The organism is Bradyrhizobium sp. 44 (assembly GCF_023073095.1).
In the GTDB taxonomy this organism is placed as follows: Bacteria; Pseudomonadota; Alphaproteobacteria; order Rhizobiales; family Xanthobacteraceae; genus Bradyrhizobium.
Genome location: NZ_JADPIY010000008.1, coordinates 857294 through 879388 on the forward strand (window position 1 = coordinate 857294; position 22095 = coordinate 879388).

Sequence of the window (22095 nt, forward strand, 5' to 3'; positions counted from 1 at the left end):
GGCGGAGGGGACATCGCCGCGTGGCCGCGGCTGGCCCTCAGGATTCGGCGACGCGTTTGACGTCGCTCGAAACCAGGGTCAGTTTGCCGAGCGGTACCCCCGCATTCAAGAGTCCGGCGCGGTAATGGGCGAGGTCCTCGGGCCGCTTCCAGTGGAAATTGCGCAAATGACGGTCGACATTCAGGGTCGGGTAGTTACCCACGAGCACGCGGGTCGCCTCGACCGCCTCGTCGCCCCGCCCCAATTGCGCCAGCGCCGCGGCGCGGATTGCCAGCGCCTGCAAATGGTTCGGGTTGATGTAGAGCTGTTCTCGAGCCCATGACAGGGTCGCGTCATATTGGCCCAGCAGATAGTGGCTGAAGGCGTTCAGCGCGGCCCATTGGTAGCGCGGATCGCTGTTGTCGCGCTGTGCGGCCAGCGAGAACAGCTCGATCGCCTCGCGGTGCTCGCCGATGGCGAAATGGCAGATGCCGAGCACGCCGCGCGCGCCGTTGTCGTAGGGGTTGAGCGCGACGGCGCGCTTGGCGGCGTCCATCGCGGCCTCGTAATGGCCCTCCAGCGCGTGGGTCCAGGACAGGATCGAGAACGCAAATGACGAGCGCGGATCGAGCCGGACGCTGGTTTCGGCAAGCTTCATCGCTTCGGCCCACATCTCGCGCGTGCCCTTGACCCAGCCGAACTGGATGCTCTGGATCTGGATCGTGGCGAGATAGGCGTGCGCAATCGACAGCTTGGGCTCGAGCCTGATGGCCTCCCGGAACAGGTCGACGGCGATGGCCAGGTCTTCCTTGGTTTGCCGATAATAGTGCGACAGCCCTTTGAGGAAGCGGTCCCAGGCGGTGACGTCGGTCGAGAGCCGCGCCGGCGCCGAGGCCTCGGCCCGGACGATCTCGGTGGCGATGGCGGCGGACAGGTTGGTGGTGATCTCGTCCTGCATCGCGAAGAGATCGCCGATGTCGCGGTCGTAGCGGCCAGTCCAGAGCTGCTCGCCGGTCTCCGGCGCGATCAGCTCGGCGGTGACGCGGATCTTGGCTCCGGCACGCCGCACCGAACCTTGGATCAGATAGCTAGCGTCGATCTCCCGCGCGATCAGGCGGGTGCTGACGTTGTTGCCCTTGAACACGAAAGTCGAGTTGCGGCTCAGCACGCGGTAGAAGGATTGCAGCGACAGCGCGTGGATCAGATCCTCGGTCAGGCCGTCGGAGAAATACTCGTCCTGTGCGTCGCTGAGATTGGCAAAGGGCAGCACGCCGACGATCGCGGTGCGGTACTGCTGCGAGAGGGCGGATGCCTCCCTCAGCGCGGGCGCAAGCGCCGGTGCACCCTCAGGTGTCCAGGTCCAGACCCCGATCGGATCCTTGATGTTCTTGAAGCGGTGGTTGCCGGCATCGACCAGCGGCACGGTGAGATGCTTGCCGGCCTCCTTGTAGGCCTTGGCCGAGATCGCGAAGCCGCCGGGGCTCGCCACGGCTTCGAGGCGGACGGCAATGTTGACATCGTCACCGAACACCTCGTCCTCGTCGGCGATGACGTCACCCATATGGATCCCGAGGCGGAATTGCATGGCGCGATCGGCGGGCAGATGGTGATTGCGCTCCGCCATCAGCGTCTGCATCGCGATCGCGGCCTCGGTGGCGCCGACGATCGAGGGGAATTCCAGCAGGAAGCCGTCGCCGGTGTTTTTGACGACGCGGCCGCCGTGATTGAGGATGATGGGGTGGATCGCGCTGCGATGGGCCTTGAAGGCGGCATGGGTGCCGGCCTCATCGGTGCCCATCATGCGCGAATAGCCGGCGACATCGGCGCAGACAATGGCAGCCAGACGTCTTTCCATATTCCGGAGCTCCAAGAGACTTGCAAGAGACTTGGAAGAGATCGAGGACCGGCCACGGCGTCGCAGTCGCCTCGAATCCCGCGTTCAAAGAACCCGTTCCTTATAGAGCAGATGAGGCCGAGCGAAAGTACGAACCGCATTGCAAATTCGAGGTAAATCCTCGGCAATCCCGGCAGTGGACGGGGACGAGCGAACCCACTAAGCCGGCCTCTTGGGCCATGGTTGGGCGACGGAGGCACGTCACACATGCTGCGCATTCACGAAATCTGGCTCTTCGTCCTGTCAGGCGTGCTGCTCAACATCACGCCGGGGCCTGATACGGTCTATGTGATCGGCCGCAGCATGCAGCTGGGCTGGCGAGGTGGCGCCGCGGCCGCGCTGGGCATCAGTTGCGGCTGCTTTTTCCACGTCGCGGGCGCCGCGATCGGCCTTTCGGCCCTGCTGATGGCCTCGTCGACCGCGTTCTCGATCCTGAAGCTGGTCGGAGCGGCCTATCTCGTCGTGACCGGGCTTCAGATGCTGTGGTCGCGCCCGGTGCTGGCCTCGGCCATCGACGAGCCGGTGCAGAGCTCGCTGCGGCTGGTTTTCCTCCAGGGCGTCTTCACCAACGCGCTCAATCCCAAGGTCGCGCTGTTCTTCCTGGCCTTCCTGCCGCAATTCGTCGCAGCCGACTCGGCGCACAAGCCGCTCGCCTTCCTGACGCTCGGCCTGATCTTCATCTGCACGGGAACGCTGTGGTGCCTGGTGCTGGCGGCGTTCGCGGCAAAGGCCGCCCACCGCTTGCGGAGCTCCGAAGGCGCGGTCGCCTGGGTCAACCGTGCCCTCGGCGGCCTCTTCATCTATCTCGGCATTCGCGTCGCCATGCTGGAGACGCGGTAACGTCCTTTACGCGAATTCCTTCAGCAGCGCGCTGCCGGCGAGATAGAGGCCGAGCAGGATCATCGCGATCAGGAACCAGCGGCGAAACGCTTCCGCCGGCATCCGCGCCCGCACCGTTTGGCCGATATACATGCCGGCAAACGCGCAGGCCATGCCGACGGCGCCCGGCACCGCGTTGGCCGGCGTCAGCAATCCGCCGGCGGTGAGGTTGAAGGCGAGCGCCAGTGTCGCTGTCGTGAAAAACACGCCGAGCGCCTGCACCAGCTCGTCCTTCTCCATGCCGATCGCCTGCATGAACGGCATCGAGGGGATCACCTGCACGCCGGTCGAGGCCGAGATCACGCCGGTGACCAAGCCGACCACGCCGCCGACCCATTTCTCGTTCTTTGGCGCAACGTGAAACTGGAATTTGTTCAGCCCGATGATCGCGTAGATGACGAGCAGGATGCCGAGCACGATCGTGCCGTAGCGCGCATGCGGACCGGTGAGCGCGCCGGCATTGAGCCAGCAGCCGATCACGGTGCCGATCATCAGTGGCCACAGCCGCCTCAGGATGTCGCGCAAATGGGGGCCGACGAAAGTCTGCCAAATGTTGGTGAGGATGGCGGGCACGATCACGATGGCGATCGCGCGGCTTGGCGCCATGCTCACCGCGAGCAGGCCCATGGACACCGTCGGCAGGCCGAGTCCGACCACGCCCTTGACGAATCCGGCAATCAGGAAAACGGCGGCGATGAGAACGAGGAGCGGGTCGATCATATCTGCACATTGACCGATGCCGCGCTTCGGCACAATCTGTAGCTTACGGAGAAAACCTTCGTCTGGAACGAAGGCTGAAGGGACCCGGGATGCGCTTCGACCTCGTCGACCTCCAGCTGTTCATCGCGGTCGCCGACCAGCGCAGCATCACCCGCGGCGCGGAGCGGTCGCATCTGGCCCTGGCCTCGGCCAGCGCGCGCATCAAGGGGCTGGAGGATGCACTCGGCGTCGCGCTGCTCAAGCGCGGGCGCCGCGGCGTCGAATTGACCGCGGCCGGCGAGAGCCTGCTCGATCACGCCCGTCTCGTCATCCACCAGATCGACGCCATGCGCGGCGATCTCGCCGGCTTTGCCAGCGGCGTGCGCGCGAGCGTGCATTTCCTCGCCAATACCTCCGGCCTCTCGGAGCATCTGCCGAAGGCGCTTGCCGGCTTCCTGCGCGAGCACCGCGACGTCGCCATCGACATCGAGGAGCGCGAGAGCACTGACATCGCGGCCGCGATCACTGCGGGCGCGGCCGATCTCGGCTTTGCCGCCGAGCACGCGCTGCCCGATCATATCGAGCGATTCGCCTTCAGCGAGGATCGCCTGACGCTGGTGACGTCCAGGCGCGGCCCGTTCGCGGGCCGCCGCGCGATCGATTTCCAGGAGGCGGGCGCTTGCGAGTTCGTCGGGCTCACCAGCGCCACCGCGCTTCAGGTGCATATTTCGAAGCACGCCGCCCGGCTCGGCATGCGGCCGCATTACCGCGCGCGCCTGCGCGACTTCGATGCGATCTGCCAGATGGTCGCCGCCGATGTCGGCGTCGCGCTGGTGCCCGAAGCCGCAGCCCGCCGCTGCGCAAAACTGATGCCGCTCGCCATGGTCCGCCTGCGCGATAGCTGGGCCAACCGCAAACTCGTGATCTGCGCGCGAAGCTTCAAGACCCTGCCGCGCCCGGCCAAGATGCTGGTGGAGCATTTGCGGGCTGCGGCGGTGTGAGCTCCAAGATTTCCCCGCCCCTTCAGGAGGGGCAAGACACAGTTACTTCGCCGTCTCCACGCCAGCTTCCTTGATCACCTTCGCCCATTTCCTGGTCTCCTCCGCGATGAAGCTGCGAAAGTGCTCCGGCTCGTCGCCGACCAGCGTTGCGCCCTGGGCGGCGAGCTTTTCCTTCACCGCGGGATCCGCCATCGCCTTTGTCGCCAGGCCATTCAGCGCGGCGACGATCTCCTTCGGCGTGCCCTTCGGCGCGACCATGCCGTACCAGTTCTCGATGCGCAGATCGGCAAAGCCGGCTTCCGCGGTGGTCGGCACATCAGGCGCCGTCGGCGAACGCTCGGCGGAGCCAACTGCGATCGGTCGCAGGGCGCCCGCCTTGACCTGCGGCAGCAGCACGGGGAGATCCAGGAACGTCATCTGCACCTGCTGGCCCAGCAGATCGTTCACGGCCGGCGCCGCGCCGCGATAGGGCACGTGCACGATGTCGATTTTGGCCGTCAGCTTGAACAATTCACCGGCGAGGTGCGGCAGGCTGCCGGGGCCGGAGGAGGCGAAGTTGAGTTTTCCCGGCTGCGCCTTGGCGAGCGCGATCAATTCGCCGATGTCCTTTGCGGGCACATTGGTCGCCACCACCAACATTTCCGGCACGGTTGCGACCAGCGTCACCGGCGTGAGGTCGTTGAGCGTATCGTAGGCGACCCGCTCCATGCTCGGGCTGATGGCGAGCGCGCCGGCCGAGGAGATCGCGATGGTATAGCCGTCAGGGGCAGCCTTGGAGACGGCATCGGTGCCGAGGACGCCACCCTGGCCGCCGCGATTGTCGATCAGCACCGGCTGCCCTGACAGCTCCGACATGCGCTGGCCGATCACCCGCGCGATGATGTCGTTGGGGCCGCCGGCCGGGAACGGCACGATCAGCTTGATTGGCTTGGCCGGGAAATTCTGGGCGCAGGCCAGTGTCGGAAACAGAAGCAAGGCCGCGAGAAGGAGCGTGCGCCGGTTGGTCATGCAGGCTCCCTGAAGCATGATCCGGAAAAGTGTGCAGCGGTTTTCCGAGAGGATCATGCGCAAACAATAAATCGCCTATCCGTTGAGTAGTTTCAGTGCTTCTTCGTGAACCCTGGCGTCGCCGGCCGCGACGATGCGGCCGCCGCCCTGCGCCGGCTTGCCTTCCCAGGTGGTGACGACGCCGCCGGCGCCGGTCACGATCGGGATCAGGGCTGCGATGTCGTAAGGCTTCAGCTCGGTCTCGACCACGAGATCGACGTGACCCGCCGCCAGCATGCAATAGGAGTAGCAGTCGCCGCCATAGCGCGACAGCCGCGCGCCCTTCTCGATGCGGCCGAAGATGGCGCGGTCGCGCTCGTTCATCAGCAGCGGGCTGGTGGTGTAGGTCGTCGCCTCCGACAGCGAAGCACAGCGCCGGACCTGGAGCCGGCGCTCGCCGGAGGGGCCATTATAATGAGCCGAGCCGCTGTCGCCGGAAAAGCGTTCGCCGATGAAGGGCTGGTGCATCATGCCGTAGACCGGCGTGCCCTTGTGCAGGAGCGCGATCAGCGTGCCCCAGATCGGAAAGCCGCCGATGAAGGATTTGGTGCCGTCGATGGGGTCGAGCACCCAGACGTAATCCGAATCCTCGCGCTCATTGCCGAATTCCTCGCCGACGATGCCGTGCTGGGGAAAGTTGGCCTTGATCAGACGCCGCATCACCGCCTCCGCGGCGCGGTCGGCCTCGGTTACGGGGTCGAAATCCTTGGTCTTGCTCTTGTCCTCGATCGACAGCGAGGTGCGGAAGAACGGCAGGATGGTTTCGCCGGAGGCGGTGGCGAGCCGTCCGATGAAGGCGGAGAAATCGATCACCGTCACGGCGTATCCTCAAAAAGCGAAAGTCGGGTGAAGCTCACTCCTGCCTAGCTCAAATCGGAAGGATCGTGCAGCGCTGTCTTGCTTTTGCACCCTGGTATTTTGCATGCAGGAAGCGTTCGCCTCGTCAAAGACACCCGCTGGGCAAATATCGATCATTGAGTTGAAACCTTAGTTCCGGATCTGCCTCGTTGGTATGCAAATGATTATCAACCCATTGAATTTACTTATCAAAGGAACTGAATCCGGGTTTCTCTGGAAGCAACCGAGCTATGTCCTCATTGCATGGGAAACCGCTCGAAAGCCCTTGCACTTTGTGCGTCGCGGCCGCATATTGTTGCGGTGCGGTAGCGCTTCTCGCGTTACTGCTGCCCTCCTTGGGCGTTTCCTCCCTAGACTTGGGCCGCTTCTTCATTAGAAGCGGCCCTTTTTTCTTTCAGCCTCTCATTTCTTTCAGCGTGGGCTTTCATTTCAATGCGCGCCGCGAAACGCGTTCGCGCTGATCGCACCCAACACAATCATTCGCAGAAAACGTCGCGCTTATTCCGCCGCGGCCTGGAACGGGCCGAGATCGCCGAACGGGACCGTGGTCGCCAGCACGTCGGCGAGCACGCCGAAGTCCGACGCCACTTGCGCAAAGCGCGGACTGCGCTCGCGCCGCCGCTCGTCCATGTAGATCGCGCGGTTGAGCTCGAGCTGCACGGCGTGGAGGCCGCTGGCCGGGTTACCGTAATGCTCGGTGATGAAGCCGCCGGCATAGGGCTTGTTGCGGCCGATCGAATAGCCGAGCCCGGCCATGGTCTCCTCGACCCGGTCGGGCAATAGCGGCGTGCAGCTCGTCCCGTAGCGGTCGCCGATCACGATGTCGGGCCGCCGCGGCTCGTCGCGGGAGACGCCGACCGAGGGCATCGAATGGCAGTCGACCAGCACGACGGTGCCGAACATCTGGTGCACCTTGTTGATCAGCCGGCGCAGCGCGCGATGATAGGGCTTGTACAGCGTCTCGATCCGCCCCAGCGCGTCGTCGACCAGGATGCGCTCGCGATAGATCTCCTGGCCGTCGCCGACCACGCGCGGAATGGTGCCGAGCCCGCCGGCGACCCGCATCGAGCGGGTGTTGGCAAAGCTCGGCAGGCGCCCGGTGAACATCCGGGGATCGAGCTCATAGGGCTCACGATTGACGTCGACATAGGAGCGCGGAAAGTTGACCCGCACGGTCGGAAAGCCGCGCTCGCTGAGATGGCCGATCAGCTCGTCCATGAAGGAATCTTCGGAACGCCGCAGCGTCGGCAGGTCGATCCTGGAGGCGCTGAGGAATTCGTCCGGATAGGTCGAGCCGGAATGGGGCGAGTTGAAGATAATCGGCGCGCGCCATTGCGCGGGCTCAACGATCTCGAAGGCGGGCGACTTGTCGCCGTCAAACCGGGTCATCTTCTCAGGCTTCGTCCCTTGGTGTCAGGCTTGATCCCTTGGCAATCAGGCTTCGCCCCTTGGTATCAGGCTTCGCCTCTCCGTATCAGGCTTCGCCCTTGGCGCCGCACGATCCAACAAGCCCAGCACCGGCCTTAACGCATTGATTCGGCCGATCAGGCGGCTCTTATGTGTCGTCATTGTCCGGAATCGCAACCATCCTGCCAAGCGAAAAGATGAGATCTGCGCTGGAACATGTCTTAACCCTGCGGGCAGCGAGGTGGGGACCGGCAGGTACGGCTCGATTGCTTCGTGCCGTATTCCGGTTCACAAGAGTCAGCGCGAGCTGCGGAGGGTAAAGATTTTCACCCCAAATTTACCCTCCGTCGGGCTTAGTGACCTCCGCTGATATCCTCTGGGGATTCGACATTTCCGCCATGCCAAAGATCCTGCTCGCCGAAGACGACAACGACATGCGCCGTTTCCTGGTCAAGGCGCTGGAAAACGCCGGTTTTCAGGTCTCGTCCCACGATAACGGCATGGCCGCCTATCAGCGGCTGCGGGAAGAGCCGTTCGAGATGCTGCTCACCGACATCGTGATGCCGGAGATGGACGGCATCGAGCTCGCCCGCCGGGCCTCGGAACTCGACCCCGACATCAAGATCATGTTCATCACCGGCTTCGCCGCGGTCGCCCTGAACTCGGATTCGGACGCCCCCAAGAACGCCAAGGTGCTGTCCAAGCCCGTGCATTTGCGCGAATTGGTCAGCGAAGTGAACAAGATGCTGGCGGCCTAAATCGGCCCCCTTCCGTCCTTGCACCGGCTCCCCTGAGCCGTTATAGGGACCCGACCCGATCTAGACGACATCTAGGGCGCGTAGCTCAGCGGGAGAGCACTACCTTGACATGGTAGGGGTCACAGGTTCGATCCCTGTCGCGCCCACCACGCTTCGCCTTCGGCTTCGCGTGGCACAGCCAAGACCTCTCGGGCGAAGCGTGTCCGGCGTAGCTCGAAGAGCGTAGACGGACTGGGGCGTTCTGCTCCGCAGCCTGGAACGTCCAGACGCGCTCCCGCATTGGTTCGCCATGCCGAAAGTGTTCAAGCGTGGCGACCATGTCAGCTGGAATTCCGAGGCTGGCCGGGTGCGCGGCCACATCCTCCGCGTGCACACCAAGGACGTCGAGTACAAGGGCTACGTCCACCGTGCCAGCCCCGACGATCCGCAATACGAGATCAAAAGCAACAAGACCGATCACGTCGCCTTGCATAAGGGCCGGGCGTTGCACTTGCTCCGGAGCTGACGGGCGATGGCTCACCCATTCTTCACGATCGGCCACGGCACACGTCCAATCGGTGAATTCGTTGTCCTGTTGCAGAGCGTGTCCGTCACGCATCTCGTCGACGTCCGCACCGTGCCCCGCTCGCGCACCAATCCCCAATACAATCGCGAGGCCCTGTCGCAAGCACTCGGGGCCGTTTCGGTCGACTATGAGCATATCGCCTCGCTCGGCGGCCTGCGCAGCCGCAAGCGGGAGATACCGCGCGAGACCAATGCTTTCTGGCAGAACGACAGCTTTCACAACTATGCCGACTATGCGGTGAGCGAGAGCTTTCGCGAGGGGCTCGCGCATCTGCGCGAACTCGGGCAGTCGCAGCGATGCGCCATCATGTGTGCCGAGACGGTATGGTGGCGCTGCCACCGGCGGATCATCACCGATTACCTGCTCGCCGGCGGCGAGAGCGTGTTTCACATTATGGGACCCGGGGAGGTCAAACTGGCCGAGATGAATCCGGCGGCGCACATGATGGCTGACGGCCGCTTGGTTTATCCCGCGGAAAGTTAGCAAATCGTCGCTATTCGCGGCTATGATTGCTGCAGTCCGTGATCCTCTGGGGGAGTGGGTTATCGCTACCCGTCACCCATAGCATCTATGATCCTCTCGGTCCGCGACGTGAGTTTGCCATGAGCATTTCCGTGCTCGAACAGGTCAGAATCCAGGCGCAGGTGTTGGTGCCCTTGGTCAAGGCGCTCCAGGCCGAGCTCGGCGAGACGCATGCCAACGCGCTGGTGCGCAAGGCACTCGGCGATCTCTATCGCCGTTTCGGCGAGGAATTCTGGAAAGCCAAGAACGAGAACAATCTCGGCAAGGCGGTGTCCTCCGCCTTCCAGACCTATGCCCGTGACGACGCGCTCGCTTACAATATTGTCGAGCAGACCGAGGACGTCTTCGCGCTTGATGTGAAGCGATGCGCCTATGCCGAGTTCTACAAGGCGCTGGGCGAGCCCAAGCTCGGCTTTCTCCTGGTCTGCACCGCCGACTTTGCGACCGCCGAAGGTTTCGGCCCCGACGTCGCACTGACGCGAACGCAGACCATCATGCAAGGCGCTCCGCATTGCGACTTCCGCTACCGGCGCGATCCGGGCGGATCACGGTGAAGGAACTCCGACCCATGCGAACGGGCTGTCTTGCCCTAGCTGTATTGTCGCTGATTGCGTCGCGGGCCGACGCAGCCGCCATCGACTGGCAGGCCGAGCTCCAGCGCTGTCGTGTGCTGCGCGAAAACGTGGCGCCGTTGCTTCAGGCCGGTGAAGGGATCTCGGCGGTCGGCCGCTCCAACAGATCCGTGCGTCGCTGCATATGGATCCAGCGCATGGCGGTACGAAGGAAGATTCCGGGCGCGGAGACGTGGTAACGCGGGCGCCTCTCAAGGGGACGCCTTCTTCGGCCTGCCTAACAGGTCCTTCAATCCGGTCGGATAGCGACTTGGTGCTGGCCCGAACGTGCCGCCTGGCGCAGCCTTGATCCGTGACTCGCCGCCTGCCATTGTCCGATCCTTCACCGCGGCGGCGAACCTGGCATTCGGCGAAACTGTATCGCTCACCGCGGATGTGGAAAGAAGGCAGGTTACCGAAATGAGTAGCGTGAACAAGCCCGGCGGCAACTACCTGCCGGTGATCATCCATGGTGGAATTGCGTATGTCAGTGGTCAGCTGCCGCGTCGCGGCGAAGACCTGCTGTACTCAGGCAAAGTCGGCGCAGGTGTCGATGTCGCCGCAGCACAGGAAGCTGCTGCACTCTGCGCTGATCTCTGCATTTCGGCCATCAACCACGCAACAGGCGGAGAGGACAAGATCGTCCAGGTCTTGCAGCTCGTTGGATACATCGCCTCGGCGCCTGGATTTACGCAGCAATCGCAAGTCATGAACGGCGCCTCCGACCGGCTGATCGAGCGCCTAGGTGATCGCGGTCGTCATACGCGTACATCTGTTGGCGTCGCCGAGTTGCCGCGGGGCGCACCCGTCGAGCTGAGTATGATTGCCGCTGTTCGGTCGTAGATCGCGTGTTCGCTTGGTGATCGTTAGGTACCGAAGTCCGCGATGTGATGCGCCGCAACGAACGCGGCCTATTCGACCAGATACTTCTTCACCGCGGCCTCGTCCCACGCAATGCCGTTGCCGGGCTCCTCGCTTGGCAGGGCAAAGCCGTCCTTGATCTGCAAACGGGTCGCCAGCACCGCGTCGGCCCAATCGACATATTCCAGCCAGTGCGCGGTGGGCGTTACGCAGAGCAGATGCGCGCTGACTTCCGAGAACAGATGCGTCGACATCTCGATGCCGGCGGCATGCGCCAGCGCAGCGGCGCGCAGCCAGCCGGTGACACCGCCGATGCGTTGCACGTCGGGCATCACGTAGTCGCAGGCTTCCGCCGACAGCGCGGATTGCATCGCGAACGCGCTGTCAAAGTTCTCGCCGATCTGGACCGGGGTGCGCAGCGCATCCGCGATGCGGGCGCAGCCGGCATAGTCATCGTGACGAATCGGCTCCTCGATCCAGGTGAGCCCCTCGTCGTCGAGCATCTCGCCGCGGCGAATGGCCTCGCTGACCGTCAGCGCCTGATTGTAGTCGCACATCAAGGTCACGTCGTCGCCGACGGCCTTGCGCACCGCGCGCACCACCTTCAGGTCTTCCCGCGCATCGGGACGGCCGACGCGTATCTTTGCGGCTTGAAAACCCTCGGCCAGCAGCTTGTGGGCTTCCTCCACCGCGGCACCCGCCGGCATGATGCCGAGCCCTTTCGAATTGTAGGCCCGAACCGGTTTCGGCGCGCCGCCGAGCAGGCGCGCCAGCGGCAGGCTTCGAGCGCGGGCCAGCGCATCCCATGCCGCCATGTCGATGCCGGATTGCGCCAGCCGCTGCAGGCCCGCCAAACCCAAGAGCGTGAAGCGCTGGGTCAGCTTGCGCTCGATCTCGAACGGCAGCAGCTCGTCGCCCGCGACGAGCTCTGACATTTCCCCGACCATCGCCGTCAACGGCTTCAAGGCCGATGGTGTGATCGAGAACAGATAGGCGTGCCCCCGCACGCCCAGGTCGGTCTCGCAGTCGATCAGCACCAGAGGCGCCTTTGCGACCGCTCCGGTCGAGGTTTTGAGCGGGAGGTTCATCGGCACGATCACGGGGCGCGCATTGAAGCGCTTGATACGGATGGTCTCGGTCATTTGATGGATCTCCCGGTGGAGTGAATGCAGATTAATGCCGATCTTAAACATTCGCCATGAAACGAAAAGCCGCTTGGCGCGACCACCATAAAATGGGGTTGCGCGGGAGCGTGTTTATTGGCTCTGTTCCGCATCCCCCGAGTTCGAGACAAGAACGCTCATCACGGAGCCAAAGAGTGAAGCAAGAGATCTCCGAAGAACAGCGCAAGAGTGGCATCCTGACCGGTGCCGCGGTCGCCTTCCTCCTGCTCGCTTTGCCGCTCGCAGTGTGGCTGGACCTGACCGAACTCAGCAAGACCGCGCTGCGCCGGCAGGCGATCGACCTGAATTCGGTGATCACGAGCGTGCGCAGCTATTACGCGACCAACGTGGTCGGGCGCATCATCGCCAATCCGAACGGCACGACCAGGGTGGTGCACAACTACGAATCCGTCCCCGGCGGGGTCCCGATCCCGGCCACGCTGTCGCTGGAGCTCGGGCGGGTAATCGGCGCGCAGCAGGAAAACATCACCTACCGTTTCGTCTCGGACTTCCCGTTCCAGAATCGCGCCCCGCACCAGCTCGACAAGTTCGAGAAGGATGCGCTCGAATCGCTTCGCAACGATCCCGAGCAGAAGATCGTCGAGACCGAGACCTCGCTGTTCAACGACAAGGTCCGCTTGATCGCTCCGGTGACGATGGGCCCGGCCTGCGTCAGCTGCCACAACAGCCACCCCGAAAGTCCAAAGAAGGACTGGAAGGTGGGTGACGTCAGGGGCATCCAGGAGGTGATCATCGCCCAGCCGATCGCCGCCAACATCTTCTCGTTCAAATTCCTCTTGGCCTATTTCCTGATCGCGGCCGGCAGCGGCTTGTCGTTTCTCTCGCTGCAGCGCCGTCAGGCGAGCCGCATCAAGGGCATGAACAAGGAGCTTGAATCCGCCAACGACTTCCTCGCCTCACTCTCGATGAAGATCTCGCGTTACATTCCGCCGCAGGTCTACCGAAGCATCTTCTCTGGCCAGAAGGACGTCGCCATCCACACCGAACGCAAGAAGCTCACCATCTTCTTCTCGGACATCCAGAACTTCACCGCGACGGCAGAGCGGCTCCAGCCGGAGTTGCTGACCCAGCTCCTCAACGAATATTTCACCGAGATGTCGGCGGTCGCCCACGAATTTGGCGGCACCATCGACAAGTTCATCGGCGATGCCATGCTGATCTTCTTCGGCGATCCCGAGACCAAGGGCGACCGCGCCGACGCCCAGGCCTGCCTCCAGATGGCCTGGCGCATGCAGCACCGCCTCACCGAGCTCAATGCGAAATGGCGCGCCTCCGGCATCGAGCTGCCGTTCAAGGCGCGCATGGGCATCAATTCCGGCTATTGCAATGTCGGCAATTTCGGCAGCAGCGATCGCATGGACTACACCATCATCGGTGCGGAGGCGAACCTCGCCGCGCGCCTGCAATCGATCGCCGAGCCCGGCGGCATCGTGCTGAGCTATGAAACCTTTGCGCTGGTCAGCGACATCGTCCGCGCCCACGCGCTGCCCGCGATCACGATGAAAGGCATCAGCCGCGAAGTGATTCCGTACTCCGTGGATGCGCTGAACGACGCTTCAGTGGAGACAAGCGGCATCATTACCGAGCGTGCCCCCGGGCTGGAGCTCTATCTCGACCCCGCGGTAGTGAAATCCGGCGACGCAGCGCGGGTGCGCTCGCTGCTGGAGAACGCGCTGGCCTCGCTGAAGCCGGTGTGAGGCAGGGCTGTCGCAGTCGCAGTTGAGGTTGTCGAACGTGCTCGGCCTGCATGGTTCGAGACGCCCGCTCTGGCGGGCTCCTCACCATGAGGGTCGGATTTCTCGCTGCGAAAACGCGACCTCATCCTGAGGGCCTGCCTAGGCGGGCGTCTCGAAGGATGGCCGCGGGCGAGCTCCTAGTCACGTTTTCTCCGTGCGCTACCGCTGCCAGCGTGAAGCAACTCACCGCGCCGCGCCTTCCGTAAACGCCGTCTCGATCACGTCGCCGAAGGGTTGCCAGGAACGGCCGTCGAACTGGACCAACCGCATCTGCCTGATCGGCAGGTAGCTGGTCGGCGAGGTGTTCATCCTGATGTTGGGCAGGGCGACCGAGGGCTGATAATTCCTCAGCGAAGCCGCCTGACGCATGATGTTCTCGCGCGATAAATCGTCGCCGCATTGCTTCAGCACCTGCGTCAGCGCCTCGGCCGCGGCGTAGCCATAGAGCGCGGCGCTGTTGTTGGTGCTTTCGTCGTGATGGTATTTGTCCATGAAGGCGAACCAGTCCTTCATGGCGGGATCGTCTTTCCACGCGGGATCGCTCGGATCCTTGAGGAAAGCCGCCGAGATCACGCCGGAGGAATTCTCCAGGCCTGCGGGCGCCATCGCATTTGCGATCGAGGCCGAGGCGTCGTTGACGATGAAGACCGGGCGCCATTTCATTGCCGCCGCCAGCTTGATCACCTTGGACGCCGTCGACGGTACACCGAGAAAGACGAAAATATCGGCGCCGGCGCGCTTGAGGATCGAGACGTGTCCGTCGAGATGCTCATCGGCAATGTCGAAGGCGATGTCGACGAGGACGAGACGGTTCAGTTCGCCAAGTCCTTCCTCCATGCCCTTGAGAAGCGCACGCCCGAACTGGTCGTTCTGCCAGAGCACCACGATCTTCTTCCTGGGATAATAGGCCTGGAGATAGTTGGCGTAGATGCGCCCCTCCGACCGGAACGACGGCTGCCAGCCCATGGTCCAGGGAAACGCCTTGGCCTGGCTCAGCTCCTCGTCGCCGGAGGCGACGAACAGTTGTGGGATCTTCTTTGCGTTCAGATACCAGCGCGTGGCGAGATTACCCGGTGTGCCGAACGATCCGAACATCAAATGCACGTCGTCCGTCTCGACCAGATTGCGCGTCAGCTCCAGCGCCGTCATCGGATCGGAATTGTCGTCGCGCGTGATGAAGCGGATCTTGCGGCCGTTGATTCCGCCGCGCGCGTTGACCATGTCGAAATAGGCCGCTTCCGCCTGGCCAATAGCGCCGAACTCCGAGAGCGGTCCCGAATACGGCATGACATTGCCGATGCGGATTTCGTTGTCGGCGATAATTTGATCCGAGTGTTGTTGCTGCGACATCGCTCCGAGCGAGGCCAAGGCGATCATCGAGACGAACAGCATCCTGCCGGTGACGCGCATGCTCAACACCTTGTCGTTGGCCCCCAACGAGGTCGGCTCAGTCCGCAGCAAGGCGAGTTGATCTACGTCAAGCGTTTGTCAAAGCTGTGGCCGGTTGGCGCGCCGCGATGCGGCGCGTCGCAGCCCGGCCATGACGTTGCAGGAGCTGCGTCCGCAACACCGCTACGGCAGCCCGCGCGCCTCGAGCTGATGCACCAGCAGCAGCGTCGGCTCGGCGAGGCTGTCGCCGGAGCCGTCGAGGCCGAAGGCGCTCGCGATGCCGTCGCGGCTGCGCAGCAGCGCGCTACGCGGACAATGGCCGGCGCCGCAGAGCGTCTTCTTCAAGGTTTCGCCCTGCGCCGTGATGCCGGCGGAATCATCCGCAGCCCAGGCCAGCACGATCGGGACGTCGACATTGAGGATGCCAGGGAAGACCGAGCGCTTGTTGTACTGGCTGGCGTCGCTGCCGAGATAGGCCTTCTCGCTGTCGCTCGCGTCCTTGCCGGCGCGGTAGACCCCGGACACCAGCACGACCGCCGCGACATCGGCGCGGTCGGTCTGGAGTTCGGGATGGGCCAGCAGGGTGGCGACATGGAAGGCGCCGGCGCCGTAGCCGACCGCGACAATCTCGCGGGCATCGCCGTTGAACAGGTCGATATTGCCGTGGACCCAGGACAGCGCCGCCGCCACGTCGGTCGCACCCGCCGGCCACGTCGCCGAGGGCGCCAGCCGGTAGTTGACGCGCACGCCGATCATGTCGTTGCGGGCGGCAAAGCACATGGCTTGGTCCTGGATCTGGCGCGACAGCTCCGGCGCGGCGCGGTCGCCGGTGAAGGTGTCGCCGGTCACGAACAGCAGCACCGGCCGCGGCGTATCCGCCTTGGTCGTGGCGGTGGCGACATCGAGCACATTGGCTTCGCTCTCGCCGTAGCGCAGGCCGCGCGAGAAGGTGACCTGCTCGCACAGCCGCGCGGTGCCGCCCGCGGTGGTGTCGTTGTCGGTGAGGCCGACCCGGACGAGATCGGACGGCGCGGCCGACCGCATCGGAAGCGGACCGTGTGCGGAGGCTGCCGTCACGCCCAGAATCAGAAAAAATGCGAGAAAATTCTTCATGTCGGTGTTGGCCCTGCGTGCCCGATATGGGCTCGCGCGTTTGGCCCGTCTTTTCAATTCGCCTTATTAGTTAGTTGGTCATGAGGCGATTTCACGGCACCCATGGTTCTCTCGGCGCGTCCTCCACGCGTGGTTCAATTCCCCGGCTGGAACGTGCAATCCGCGCCGCTGCCGTCCTTCCGGCGGATGGCGTTGGGGTCGATCGTGCAACTCAGCTTGGTCAGGCTCTCGAAATTCGATCCTGCGGCGCCGTCGGGCGGAATGCCGGCCAGGGCCTCGGTGGCGAAGATCTCGCCGGCCGTGGAGCCGTTCACCGTCCTGGTCTTCTTGCCGAAGGTGACCTCGCAGTTCCGGATGGTGATGTCCACATTACCGGCGCGACAGACGATTCGATCGGCGGTCACCACGATCGGCTTCTTGTAGGGAATGTCGCTGTTGGCGGCGAACAGCATCGACATTGCCTTCTTCTCGGCGCCGGACAGGACCGATGACAGCGGCGCGATCACCCCCGCGAGCGCCAGCGCCGTCGAGCCCGAGACTTTTGCGGGCGTCGCGTCGGATGCATCGGCGACGCCGGAGGCAGTTCCGACAACGAGGGCGCAGGCGAGGATCAATCGACCGGCTTTCATCTTGCCTCCCTGGGCCTGCCATCGCGGCTTCCCTTCCGGGCGGCGCGTGGAACCAGTTTAGCATGTAAACGCGAATTGGAAGGCAAGTTCGCCGGGCCTTGGGCCTTTTCGCGGTGCGGCTGTTTTGCCCCGAGGTGTCAAACGGTTACGCCGCGGGGCCAAGCCTCGCACCGACACGGCCGTTGTACTGTGCATGGGGTTGTTTTCGCGTTTTTTTTGTTTGGCCGGCCGGTCAGGCCTGCTTCATCGTCCGGAAGGTGATGGAATAGCGGCGCGCCTCGACCGGCGGGATGCTGTGCTCCCATTGCGACCGCACCTCGCCGTCCATCATGTAAAGCGAGCGCGGCAAGGCTTCGAGCGTGTGACGCTCCCATTTGTCGCCGTTACGACGGCGGAAGCGGAATTTGCAGGACGAGCCCAGCGACAGGCCGATGATTTTGTCGAAATGCGGCTTGTCGCGGTGCCAGCCGATGCCGACGCCGGCGTCGTATTCGGTGCAGAGCACCTGCCGCACGCTGCCGCCGGCGAGACCCGCCCATGCCTCGACCTGCCGCGCGACAGGAAGCACCCAGTCCGGGATCGGCTCGGCCTCGGCCAGCCGCTGCTCTGTGTAGTCATAGCGATAGCCGAAGGACGCCACCCGGCGGTTGCCCTCGAAGGCGCCGAACTGGAAGCGCTGGAGCGGCAATGCTGCGATGCGGCCGATGAGCGCCTGCTCGACGGCGGCCTCGACGAAGTCGTCGGCATAGCCAAGGCCGGCAGGCCCTGCTTGCGGATCGGCGAACAAACTAAGCTGCGTCATTCCTCGCATTTCCGTGATGGAACCTAATGGTGGCTGATGCGACTTACATATGACGCGGAAAGTAACGTGCGAGGCTGTCATGGCAGAGAAGCATACCGCCGATCCGGCAGAAATCATGCGGGCGACCGGTCATCCTGAGCTGGAATACGCCGCCGGCTGGACCATCGCCGGTCTGGTCACCATCGGCACCATCGTCGCCGCCTGGGTGTTCGCGATCTAGCCCATTGGAAACTGGAGCTCGAACGCCGCGCCCTGATCGGTCGGCTTGAGCCTGATCGAGCCGCCATGGCTCGCCATCACCGCGCGCGCGATCGCGAGCCCCATCCCGGTGCCGCCCTGGTCGCGGCGGGTGGTGAAGAACGCGTCGAAGATCCTGTCGCGGTTCGGCGCCGAGATTGGCTCGCCGTCATTGCTTACCGTCAGACGCAGGGTCGTGCGCTCGTCGATCGCCTCCAGCCTGATGGCCCCAGCCTTGTGCCGCATCGCATTGTCGGCGAGATGCGACAGCACGATCAGCGCCTTCTCGGCCGACATGCCGATCATCAGGTCGAGGCTGCCGCTGGCCTCGATCGAGTTCGCCGGAAATCGGCTCCTGAGGTCGGCAATCACCGGCGCCAATTCCGTGCGCTCGTTTTGCGGCAGGCTTTCGGCACGCGCGAGTTCGCGCAGCCGCTGCGCCATCGCTTCCAGCCGCTTTGTGTCGGACAGGATGTTGGCGATGAACGTCTCCTGCTCGGCCGGCGTCAGGCTGCCCGCTTTGCCCTGAACCGAATCCTGCAACAGCTCGGCGGCGCCCTTGATCGAGGTCAGCGGCGATTTCAATTCGTGGGTGAGATGGGCCGAGAACGTCGCGATATAGTCCGAGCGCCGCGCCAGCTGTTCGGCCATGCCGAGGAAGCTGTGTGAGAGCTGCGCGAACTCGCGCGTGCCGTAATGTCGGAGCGGCCTGAACGCCTCACGGTCGCCGCGGCCTATTCTGGTGGCGCGATCGATCAGCTCGCGCATCGGCAGCGTGATGGTGCGCGAGAATACGAGGCCGATCGCGATCGTGCCGAGAATCACGGCGAGCCCCGCCAGCACGAACTTCGCCCGCTCCTGATAGAGATGGTCGAAGATGTTGCTCGGCGTCCGCGTCGTGTAGATCACCCCCGCGACGCGGTTGTTGACGATGACAGGCATTGCCGAGAACACGTGGACGCCGAGGCCGCGGCTGAAGGAATAGATCGACGGCGGCGGCTTGTCGGGCACGCGGTTGCGCAGGGTGGCGCGGTATTGCCCATGCAGCGCGTCCGCGACCTCCTCGATGTGGGCGAGCGACTGCCCGACCTCCTGCCGCCCGGCGATCACCACGCCTTGGGGATCGAGGATGCGAAAGCCTGCCAGCGTCACCTTTTGGGTCTCGCGGATGATCGGCGTCAGCTTTGCGCCGATCTCGACATAGACGGGCTGCGGCGGCTGTGGAGCGGTTTGCGCCTCTGGCCGCCGCCGCAGCAGGTCGTTGGCGGTGAGGTCAAGCGCGGGACGGATCGGGGTGACCTGGTCGCCTGGATCAGGCAGCACGTTCGTCGGCACTTCGGCACCGAGCGTGAGGCCCCTATCGAGCCTTGCTGTGACTTCCTGCGCGTAGATCGTTGCGAGCACGCGGCTCTGCGCGATCAGCTCGGCCTGGGTCTGGCGGATCAACTGGTTGTCGTAGAGACGGAAGAAGAACAGGCCGACCAGCGGCAGCACGCCGACGGTCGCCAGCACCGTGAAGATCACCAGGGTGAGCGACGGCCGCCATTTGTCCGGCGCCGCGCTCATGCCTCTTTCTCGCAGCGGCCGAGCTTGAAGCCCACGCCGTGGATGGTCTCGATGACATTGTCGCAGGCCAGCGCCGCGAGCTTGGCGCGGATGTTGCGGATGTGGCTGTCGATGGTGCGGTCGGAGACCTGGATGTTGAGCTGGTAGGCGGCCCGCATCAGCTGCTCGCGATTGAACACCGAGCTCGGCCGGGTCAGGAACGCGCGCAAGATGCCGAACTCGATCGCGGTCAGCTTCAGCGGCGTGCCGGCGAACGACGCGACATGCTGCTCGGGATCGATCAACAGGCCGCCTTGCGCGAGTGCCGACGGCCCTGCCTTGGCCTCGCCATTGCGCGGGCCGAGACGGCGCAGGATGACGTTGACCCGCGCCACCAGCTCGCGCGGGCTGAACGGCTTCGTCACGTAGTCGTCGCCGCCGATCTCGAGGCCAAGAATGCGGTCGATCTCCTCGTCGCGGGCCGACAGGAACAGGATCGGCACGTCGGAGCCTTTGCGCACCTCGCGGCAGACGTCGAGGCCGTCGAATTCGGGCATGCCGATGTCGAGCACGATCAGGTCAGGTCTGTCGGCGGCAAAGCGGCTCAGCGCCTCCTTGCCGTCGCGCGCCTCGATTACGTCCATGCCGGCTTTCTTTAGCGCAACGCGGATGACCTCGCGGATGTGGCCCTCGTCGTCCACGATGAGAATGCGATGCGCCAAGAACCTCTCCGCTCCCCGTCAGCCTGCCGGCCAAACTTTCTCCAGCGCGTACAGCCTGCGCTGGAGCCGCCAGTTCCGAAAGCCCCAGCTCCGCCAGGCCATATCCTGACGCTGGACTTCTACAAGCCGATCGCGCCGCGACACGAGGCAGTCGTCGCCCGGGCGATGAGCGATGACCTTGTCGAGGGCAGGCAGCGCCTGTGGTCCGAGTGTGAGGAGATAGTTGGCGTCGATGCTCAGGCCCTTACCCGACATTTCGTTGCTGTGGCTCAGATTATAGTCGGCGATGAACGCATCGAAGTTCATCAGCGAGCAGCCATACAGCGCGATTGTTAACGCGATCAGATTGGCGCCGACTAGCCATTGGTTGGACCTGTCGAGCACGATACGGGCCATGATCAGGATCAGCCCGAGCGCCACCAGCCCCATCCAGATGAAGGCGGCGATGCGCCAGTAGGTCAGCATGTAGATGTCGACGTAAAGGTCGAGGCGGAGGATGGAGGACGCGACCAGAAGCACATTCTGCCCGACCCAGAGATAGACCAGCGGCCGGATCACCTTTGATTTTTCGGCCGGTCCACCCGGACGCATCGCCACTAGCACGAATGCGGCGGCGAGCAGGGCGGTGGCGATCAGCGGGTAGGCGCCGCGATGGGCATAGGCCGCATAAGTCATGTTGGCCGGCAGCGCCACATGGCCCCAGAGATAGATGCCATCGAGAATGGACTGTGCTGCGAATAGCAGATTGAACAGGATCAGCGAGCGCAGGATGGTGGAGGGGCCCAGGAACTCAGCCGAGACTTGGGACGGCAGCGGCGGCGGCACGGAGCCATCGACGACTGTCGTGGTGGCAATCGTCCTGCGCCGCCAGCGCACATGGATGAACGGCCAGACCAGGGCCAGCATCATGGTCCAGAACAGCACGCGCGGGATGCTGATATACTCGAAGATGAGCTTTGGATTGAGCAGAGACACCCACTGCTCGATCACCGGATTGGCCGCCGCGAACAGCGCGACGAAGACGGTGCTCATCACAGCAGGCATCAGCCAGAGGGCGATGCCCCGGGTGAACCCCGACATGTTGAAGATCTGCAGCGCATCGAGGAAGAATCTGAAGGGCCCGAGCAGGAAGAAATTGCGCAGCGCGCGCGCACGTTCAGTGAGCCCGGTCGTTTCCGGATTGGTCGCGATCAGAAGCGCAATGGCCAGCGCCATGGTGAGGATCAGGAAGGACAGCATGTTGAGCTCCTCGACCGCCGGTGCGAGGCCGGCGACGAGAATGGCCGCGCCGATCATGGCGCGCCGCAGATCCAGAGCCGCATGATTGAACAGCATCGACACGCAAGCCATCGCGATCACAAACAGCGTCAGCGACAGCCCGATCTTCGGACCATAGAACAGCCAGTCGGCGAGCGCAGCGAGAACCAGCGCGAGGCCGACCTTGGCCGGGATCGAGGAATGCCTGATCGGCTGGATTTCCGCTGCAATTGTCGAAGCCAGGCTCGTCATTTCAAGAAGACCTTTCGTGATGGGTGGCATCACGAAGTCTGAACGTCGTTTGTGCAGAAGGCGGGATCGTCGTCTGCACGGCTTCAGGAGTCTTTTGCAGATTATGTGCAGGCGCGGCTTTAGTCCTTACGCGGCGCAAATCGCTTTG

The 22095-nt window shown here is 63.9% G+C and carries 23 protein-coding genes and 1 tRNA gene; 11 read left to right on the forward strand and 13 right to left on the reverse strand.

The genetic code is table 11. The features are described 5' to 3' along the window. Positions 1–37: 37 nt before the first annotated feature. A complete protein-coding gene (locus tag IVB41_RS06120) occupies positions 38–1834 on the reverse strand; it encodes an adenylate/guanylate cyclase domain-containing protein (RefSeq protein WP_247427951.1) in 1797 nt (598 codons plus the stop codon). A 246-nt stretch (positions 1835–2080) separates the two neighbouring features. On the opposite strand from IVB41_RS06120, the gene IVB41_RS06125 reads away from it, so the two are divergent. Continuing rightward, positions 2081–2713: a LysE family translocator gene (locus IVB41_RS06125; RefSeq protein WP_247427955.1), complete on the forward strand. Its 633-nt coding sequence runs from the start codon at positions 2081–2083 to the stop codon at positions 2711–2713. A gap of 6 nt (positions 2714–2719) precedes the next feature. Here IVB41_RS06125 and IVB41_RS06130 read toward each other — a convergent pair whose 3' ends face one another. After that, positions 2720–3472: a sulfite exporter TauE/SafE family protein gene (locus IVB41_RS06130; RefSeq protein ID WP_247427960.1), complete on the reverse strand. Its 753-nt coding sequence runs from the start codon at positions 3470–3472 to the stop codon at positions 2720–2722. Positions 3473–3561: 89 nt separating this feature from the next. Here IVB41_RS06130 and IVB41_RS06135 point away from each other — a divergent pair, with 89 nt between their 5' ends. Next, positions 3562–4452 (forward strand): LysR substrate-binding domain-containing protein, encoded by an 891-nt coding sequence (locus IVB41_RS06135; RefSeq protein ID WP_027565523.1) that lies wholly within the window; start codon positions 3562–3564, stop codon positions 4450–4452. Between the two features lie 42 nt (positions 4453–4494). Here IVB41_RS06135 and IVB41_RS06140 read toward each other — a convergent pair whose 3' ends face one another. The 3 genes from IVB41_RS06140 to IVB41_RS06150 form a co-directional block, all read right to left on the reverse strand. Continuing rightward, positions 4495–5460 (reverse strand): tripartite tricarboxylate transporter substrate binding protein, encoded by a 966-nt coding sequence (locus IVB41_RS06140; RefSeq protein WP_247427963.1) that lies wholly within the window; start codon positions 5458–5460, stop codon positions 4495–4497. Positions 5461–5535: 75 nt separating this feature from the next. After that, a complete protein-coding gene (gene hisN, locus IVB41_RS06145) occupies positions 5536–6318 on the reverse strand; it encodes a histidinol-phosphatase (RefSeq protein ID WP_247284704.1) in 783 nt (260 codons plus the stop codon). Positions 6319–6855: 537 nt separating this feature from the next. After that, positions 6856–7746 carry an N-formylglutamate amidohydrolase gene (locus IVB41_RS06150; RefSeq protein ID WP_027565520.1) on the reverse strand — a complete coding sequence of 297 codons (891 nt, stop codon included), beginning with the start codon at positions 7744–7746 and terminating at the stop codon, positions 6856–6858. 416 nt (positions 7747–8162) lie between these two features. Here IVB41_RS06150 and cpdR point away from each other — a divergent pair, with 416 nt between their 5' ends. The 7 genes from cpdR to IVB41_RS06185 all read left to right on the forward strand — a co-directional run bounded on the left by cpdR (position 8163) and on the right by IVB41_RS06185 (position 11063). Beyond that, a complete protein-coding gene (cpdR, locus tag IVB41_RS06155) occupies positions 8163–8522 on the forward strand; it encodes a cell cycle two-component system response regulator CpdR (RefSeq protein WP_007597092.1) in 360 nt (119 codons plus the stop codon). Positions 8523–8596: 74 nt separating this feature from the next. Further along, a tRNA-Val gene (locus IVB41_RS06160) sits at positions 8597–8671 on the forward strand. Between the two features lie 140 nt (positions 8672–8811). Next, positions 8812–9027, forward strand: a complete 216-nt coding sequence (locus tag IVB41_RS06165) for a DUF2945 domain-containing protein (protein ID WP_247427966.1) — start codon at positions 8812–8814, stop codon at positions 9025–9027. Between the two features lie 6 nt (positions 9028–9033). Further along, entirely contained in the window at positions 9034–9570 is a 537-nt protein-coding gene (locus IVB41_RS06170; RefSeq protein WP_247427969.1) for a DUF488 family protein, read from the forward strand. Positions 9571–9689: 119 nt separating this feature from the next. Continuing rightward, on the forward strand, positions 9690–10163 hold the full coding sequence (locus tag IVB41_RS06175) for an L-2-amino-thiazoline-4-carboxylic acid hydrolase (protein ID WP_247427972.1): 474 nt from the start codon (positions 9690–9692) through the stop codon (positions 10161–10163). A 14-nt stretch (positions 10164–10177) separates the two neighbouring features. Further along, complete coding sequence (locus IVB41_RS06180; protein ID WP_027565516.1) at positions 10178–10420, forward strand: hypothetical protein; 243 nt, start codon at positions 10178–10180, stop codon at positions 10418–10420. Between the two features lie 106 nt (positions 10421–10526). After that, positions 10527–11063, forward strand: a complete 537-nt coding sequence (locus tag IVB41_RS06185) for a RidA family protein (protein ID WP_247427976.1) — start codon at positions 10527–10529, stop codon at positions 11061–11063. A gap of 68 nt (positions 11064–11131) precedes the next feature. Here the strand turns inward: IVB41_RS06185 and IVB41_RS06190 are convergent, their stop codons facing one another. After that, positions 11132–12223 (reverse strand): enolase C-terminal domain-like protein, encoded by a 1092-nt coding sequence (locus IVB41_RS06190; RefSeq protein WP_247427979.1) that lies wholly within the window; start codon positions 12221–12223, stop codon positions 11132–11134. Between the two features lie 176 nt (positions 12224–12399). Between IVB41_RS06190 and IVB41_RS06195 the strand changes: the two genes are divergently transcribed. Further along, positions 12400–13962 (forward strand): adenylate/guanylate cyclase domain-containing protein, encoded by a 1563-nt coding sequence (locus IVB41_RS06195; RefSeq protein WP_247427984.1) that lies wholly within the window; start codon positions 12400–12402, stop codon positions 13960–13962. Between the two features lie 222 nt (positions 13963–14184). On the opposite strand, the gene IVB41_RS06200 is transcribed toward IVB41_RS06195, so the two are convergent. The 4 genes from IVB41_RS06200 to IVB41_RS06215 all read right to left on the reverse strand — a co-directional run bounded on the left by IVB41_RS06200 (position 14185) and on the right by IVB41_RS06215 (position 17934). Then, the gene (locus IVB41_RS06200; protein WP_247429064.1) at positions 14185–15411 is read right to left on the reverse strand and encodes an ABC transporter substrate-binding protein; all 1227 of its coding nucleotides are present in this window, start codon (positions 15409–15411) and stop codon (positions 14185–14187) included. 162 nt (positions 15412–15573) lie between these two features. Next, positions 15574–16503, reverse strand: coding sequence for an alpha/beta hydrolase (locus tag IVB41_RS06205; RefSeq protein WP_247427987.1), 930 nt, complete (start codon positions 16501–16503; stop codon positions 15574–15576). A gap of 134 nt (positions 16504–16637) precedes the next feature. After that, positions 16638–17132: a hypothetical protein gene (locus IVB41_RS06210; protein ID WP_247428010.1), complete on the reverse strand. Its 495-nt coding sequence runs from the start codon at positions 17130–17132 to the stop codon at positions 16638–16640. Positions 17133–17364: 232 nt separating this feature from the next. Next, complete coding sequence (locus IVB41_RS06215; protein WP_247428013.1) at positions 17365–17934, reverse strand: alpha-ketoglutarate-dependent dioxygenase AlkB; 570 nt, start codon at positions 17932–17934, stop codon at positions 17365–17367. A gap of 79 nt (positions 17935–18013) precedes the next feature. Here IVB41_RS06215 and IVB41_RS06220 point away from each other — a divergent pair, with 79 nt between their 5' ends. Beyond that, entirely contained in the window at positions 18014–18154 is a 141-nt protein-coding gene (locus IVB41_RS06220; RefSeq protein WP_007597071.1) for a hypothetical protein, read from the forward strand. Here the strand turns inward: IVB41_RS06220 and IVB41_RS06225 are convergent. The 3 genes from IVB41_RS06225 to IVB41_RS06235 are packed head-to-tail and all read right to left on the reverse strand — an operon-like array spanning position 18151 to position 21947. Continuing rightward, complete coding sequence (locus IVB41_RS06225; protein ID WP_247428017.1) at positions 18151–19737, reverse strand: ATP-binding protein; 1587 nt, start codon at positions 19735–19737, stop codon at positions 18151–18153. The genes IVB41_RS06220 and IVB41_RS06225 overlap by 4 nt on opposite strands. After that, complete coding sequence (locus IVB41_RS06230; protein ID WP_247428021.1) at positions 19734–20438, reverse strand: response regulator transcription factor; 705 nt, start codon at positions 20436–20438, stop codon at positions 19734–19736. The genes IVB41_RS06225 and IVB41_RS06230 overlap by 4 nt, the downstream gene beginning before the upstream one ends. An 18-nt stretch (positions 20439–20456) precedes the next feature. Further along, a complete protein-coding gene (locus IVB41_RS06235; RefSeq protein ID WP_247428024.1) occupies positions 20457–21947 on the reverse strand; it encodes a DUF4153 domain-containing protein in 1491 nt (496 codons plus the stop codon). Positions 21948–22095 lie beyond the last annotated feature (148 nt).

What these genes read in the sequence shown, in the direction of transcription:
- IVB41_RS06120 (WP_247427951.1), bottom strand. Translation starts at nt 1,834, where the DNA reads ATGGAAAGACGTCTGGCTGCCATTGTCTGCGCCGATGTCGCCGGCTAT.
- IVB41_RS06125 (WP_247427955.1), top strand. Translation starts at nt 2,081, where the DNA reads ATGCTGCGCATTCACGAAATCTGGCTCTTCGTCCTGTCAGGCGTGCTG.
- IVB41_RS06130 (WP_247427960.1), bottom strand. Translation starts at nt 3,472, where the DNA reads ATGATCGACCCGCTCCTCGTTCTCATCGCCGCCGTTTTCCTGATTGCC.
- IVB41_RS06135 (WP_027565523.1), top strand. Translation starts at nt 3,562, where the DNA reads ATGCGCTTCGACCTCGTCGACCTCCAGCTGTTCATCGCGGTCGCCGAC.
- IVB41_RS06140 (WP_247427963.1), bottom strand. Translation starts at nt 5,460, where the DNA reads ATGACCAACCGGCGCACGCTCCTTCTCGCGGCCTTGCTTCTGTTTCCG.
- IVB41_RS06150 (WP_027565520.1), bottom strand. Translation starts at nt 7,746, where the DNA reads ATGACCCGGTTTGACGGCGACAAGTCGCCCGCCTTCGAGATCGTTGAG.
- cpdR (WP_007597092.1), top strand. Translation starts at nt 8,163, where the DNA reads ATGCCAAAGATCCTGCTCGCCGAAGACGACAACGACATGCGCCGTTTC.
- IVB41_RS06165 (WP_247427966.1), top strand. Translation starts at nt 8,812, where the DNA reads ATGCCGAAAGTGTTCAAGCGTGGCGACCATGTCAGCTGGAATTCCGAG.
- IVB41_RS06170 (WP_247427969.1), top strand. Translation starts at nt 9,034, where the DNA reads ATGGCTCACCCATTCTTCACGATCGGCCACGGCACACGTCCAATCGGT.
- IVB41_RS06175 (WP_247427972.1), top strand. Translation starts at nt 9,690, where the DNA reads ATGAGCATTTCCGTGCTCGAACAGGTCAGAATCCAGGCGCAGGTGTTG.
- IVB41_RS06180 (WP_027565516.1), top strand. Translation starts at nt 10,178, where the DNA reads ATGCGAACGGGCTGTCTTGCCCTAGCTGTATTGTCGCTGATTGCGTCG.
- IVB41_RS06190 (WP_247427979.1), bottom strand. Translation starts at nt 12,223, where the DNA reads ATGACCGAGACCATCCGTATCAAGCGCTTCAATGCGCGCCCCGTGATC.
- IVB41_RS06200 (WP_247429064.1), bottom strand. Translation starts at nt 15,411, where the DNA reads ATGCGCGTCACCGGCAGGATGCTGTTCGTCTCGATGATCGCCTTGGCC.
- IVB41_RS06205 (WP_247427987.1), bottom strand. Translation starts at nt 16,503, where the DNA reads ATGAAGAATTTTCTCGCATTTTTTCTGATTCTGGGCGTGACGGCAGCC.
- IVB41_RS06210 (WP_247428010.1), bottom strand. Translation starts at nt 17,132, where the DNA reads ATGAAAGCCGGTCGATTGATCCTCGCCTGCGCCCTCGTTGTCGGAACT.
- IVB41_RS06215 (WP_247428013.1), bottom strand. Translation starts at nt 17,934, where the DNA reads ATGACGCAGCTTAGTTTGTTCGCCGATCCGCAAGCAGGGCCTGCCGGC.
- IVB41_RS06220 (WP_007597071.1), top strand. Translation starts at nt 18,014, where the DNA reads ATGGCAGAGAAGCATACCGCCGATCCGGCAGAAATCATGCGGGCGACC.
- IVB41_RS06225 (WP_247428017.1), bottom strand. Translation starts at nt 19,737, where the DNA reads ATGAGCGCGGCGCCGGACAAATGGCGGCCGTCGCTCACCCTGGTGATC.
- IVB41_RS06235 (WP_247428024.1), bottom strand. Translation starts at nt 21,947, where the DNA reads ATGACGAGCCTGGCTTCGACAATTGCAGCGGAAATCCAGCCGATCAGG.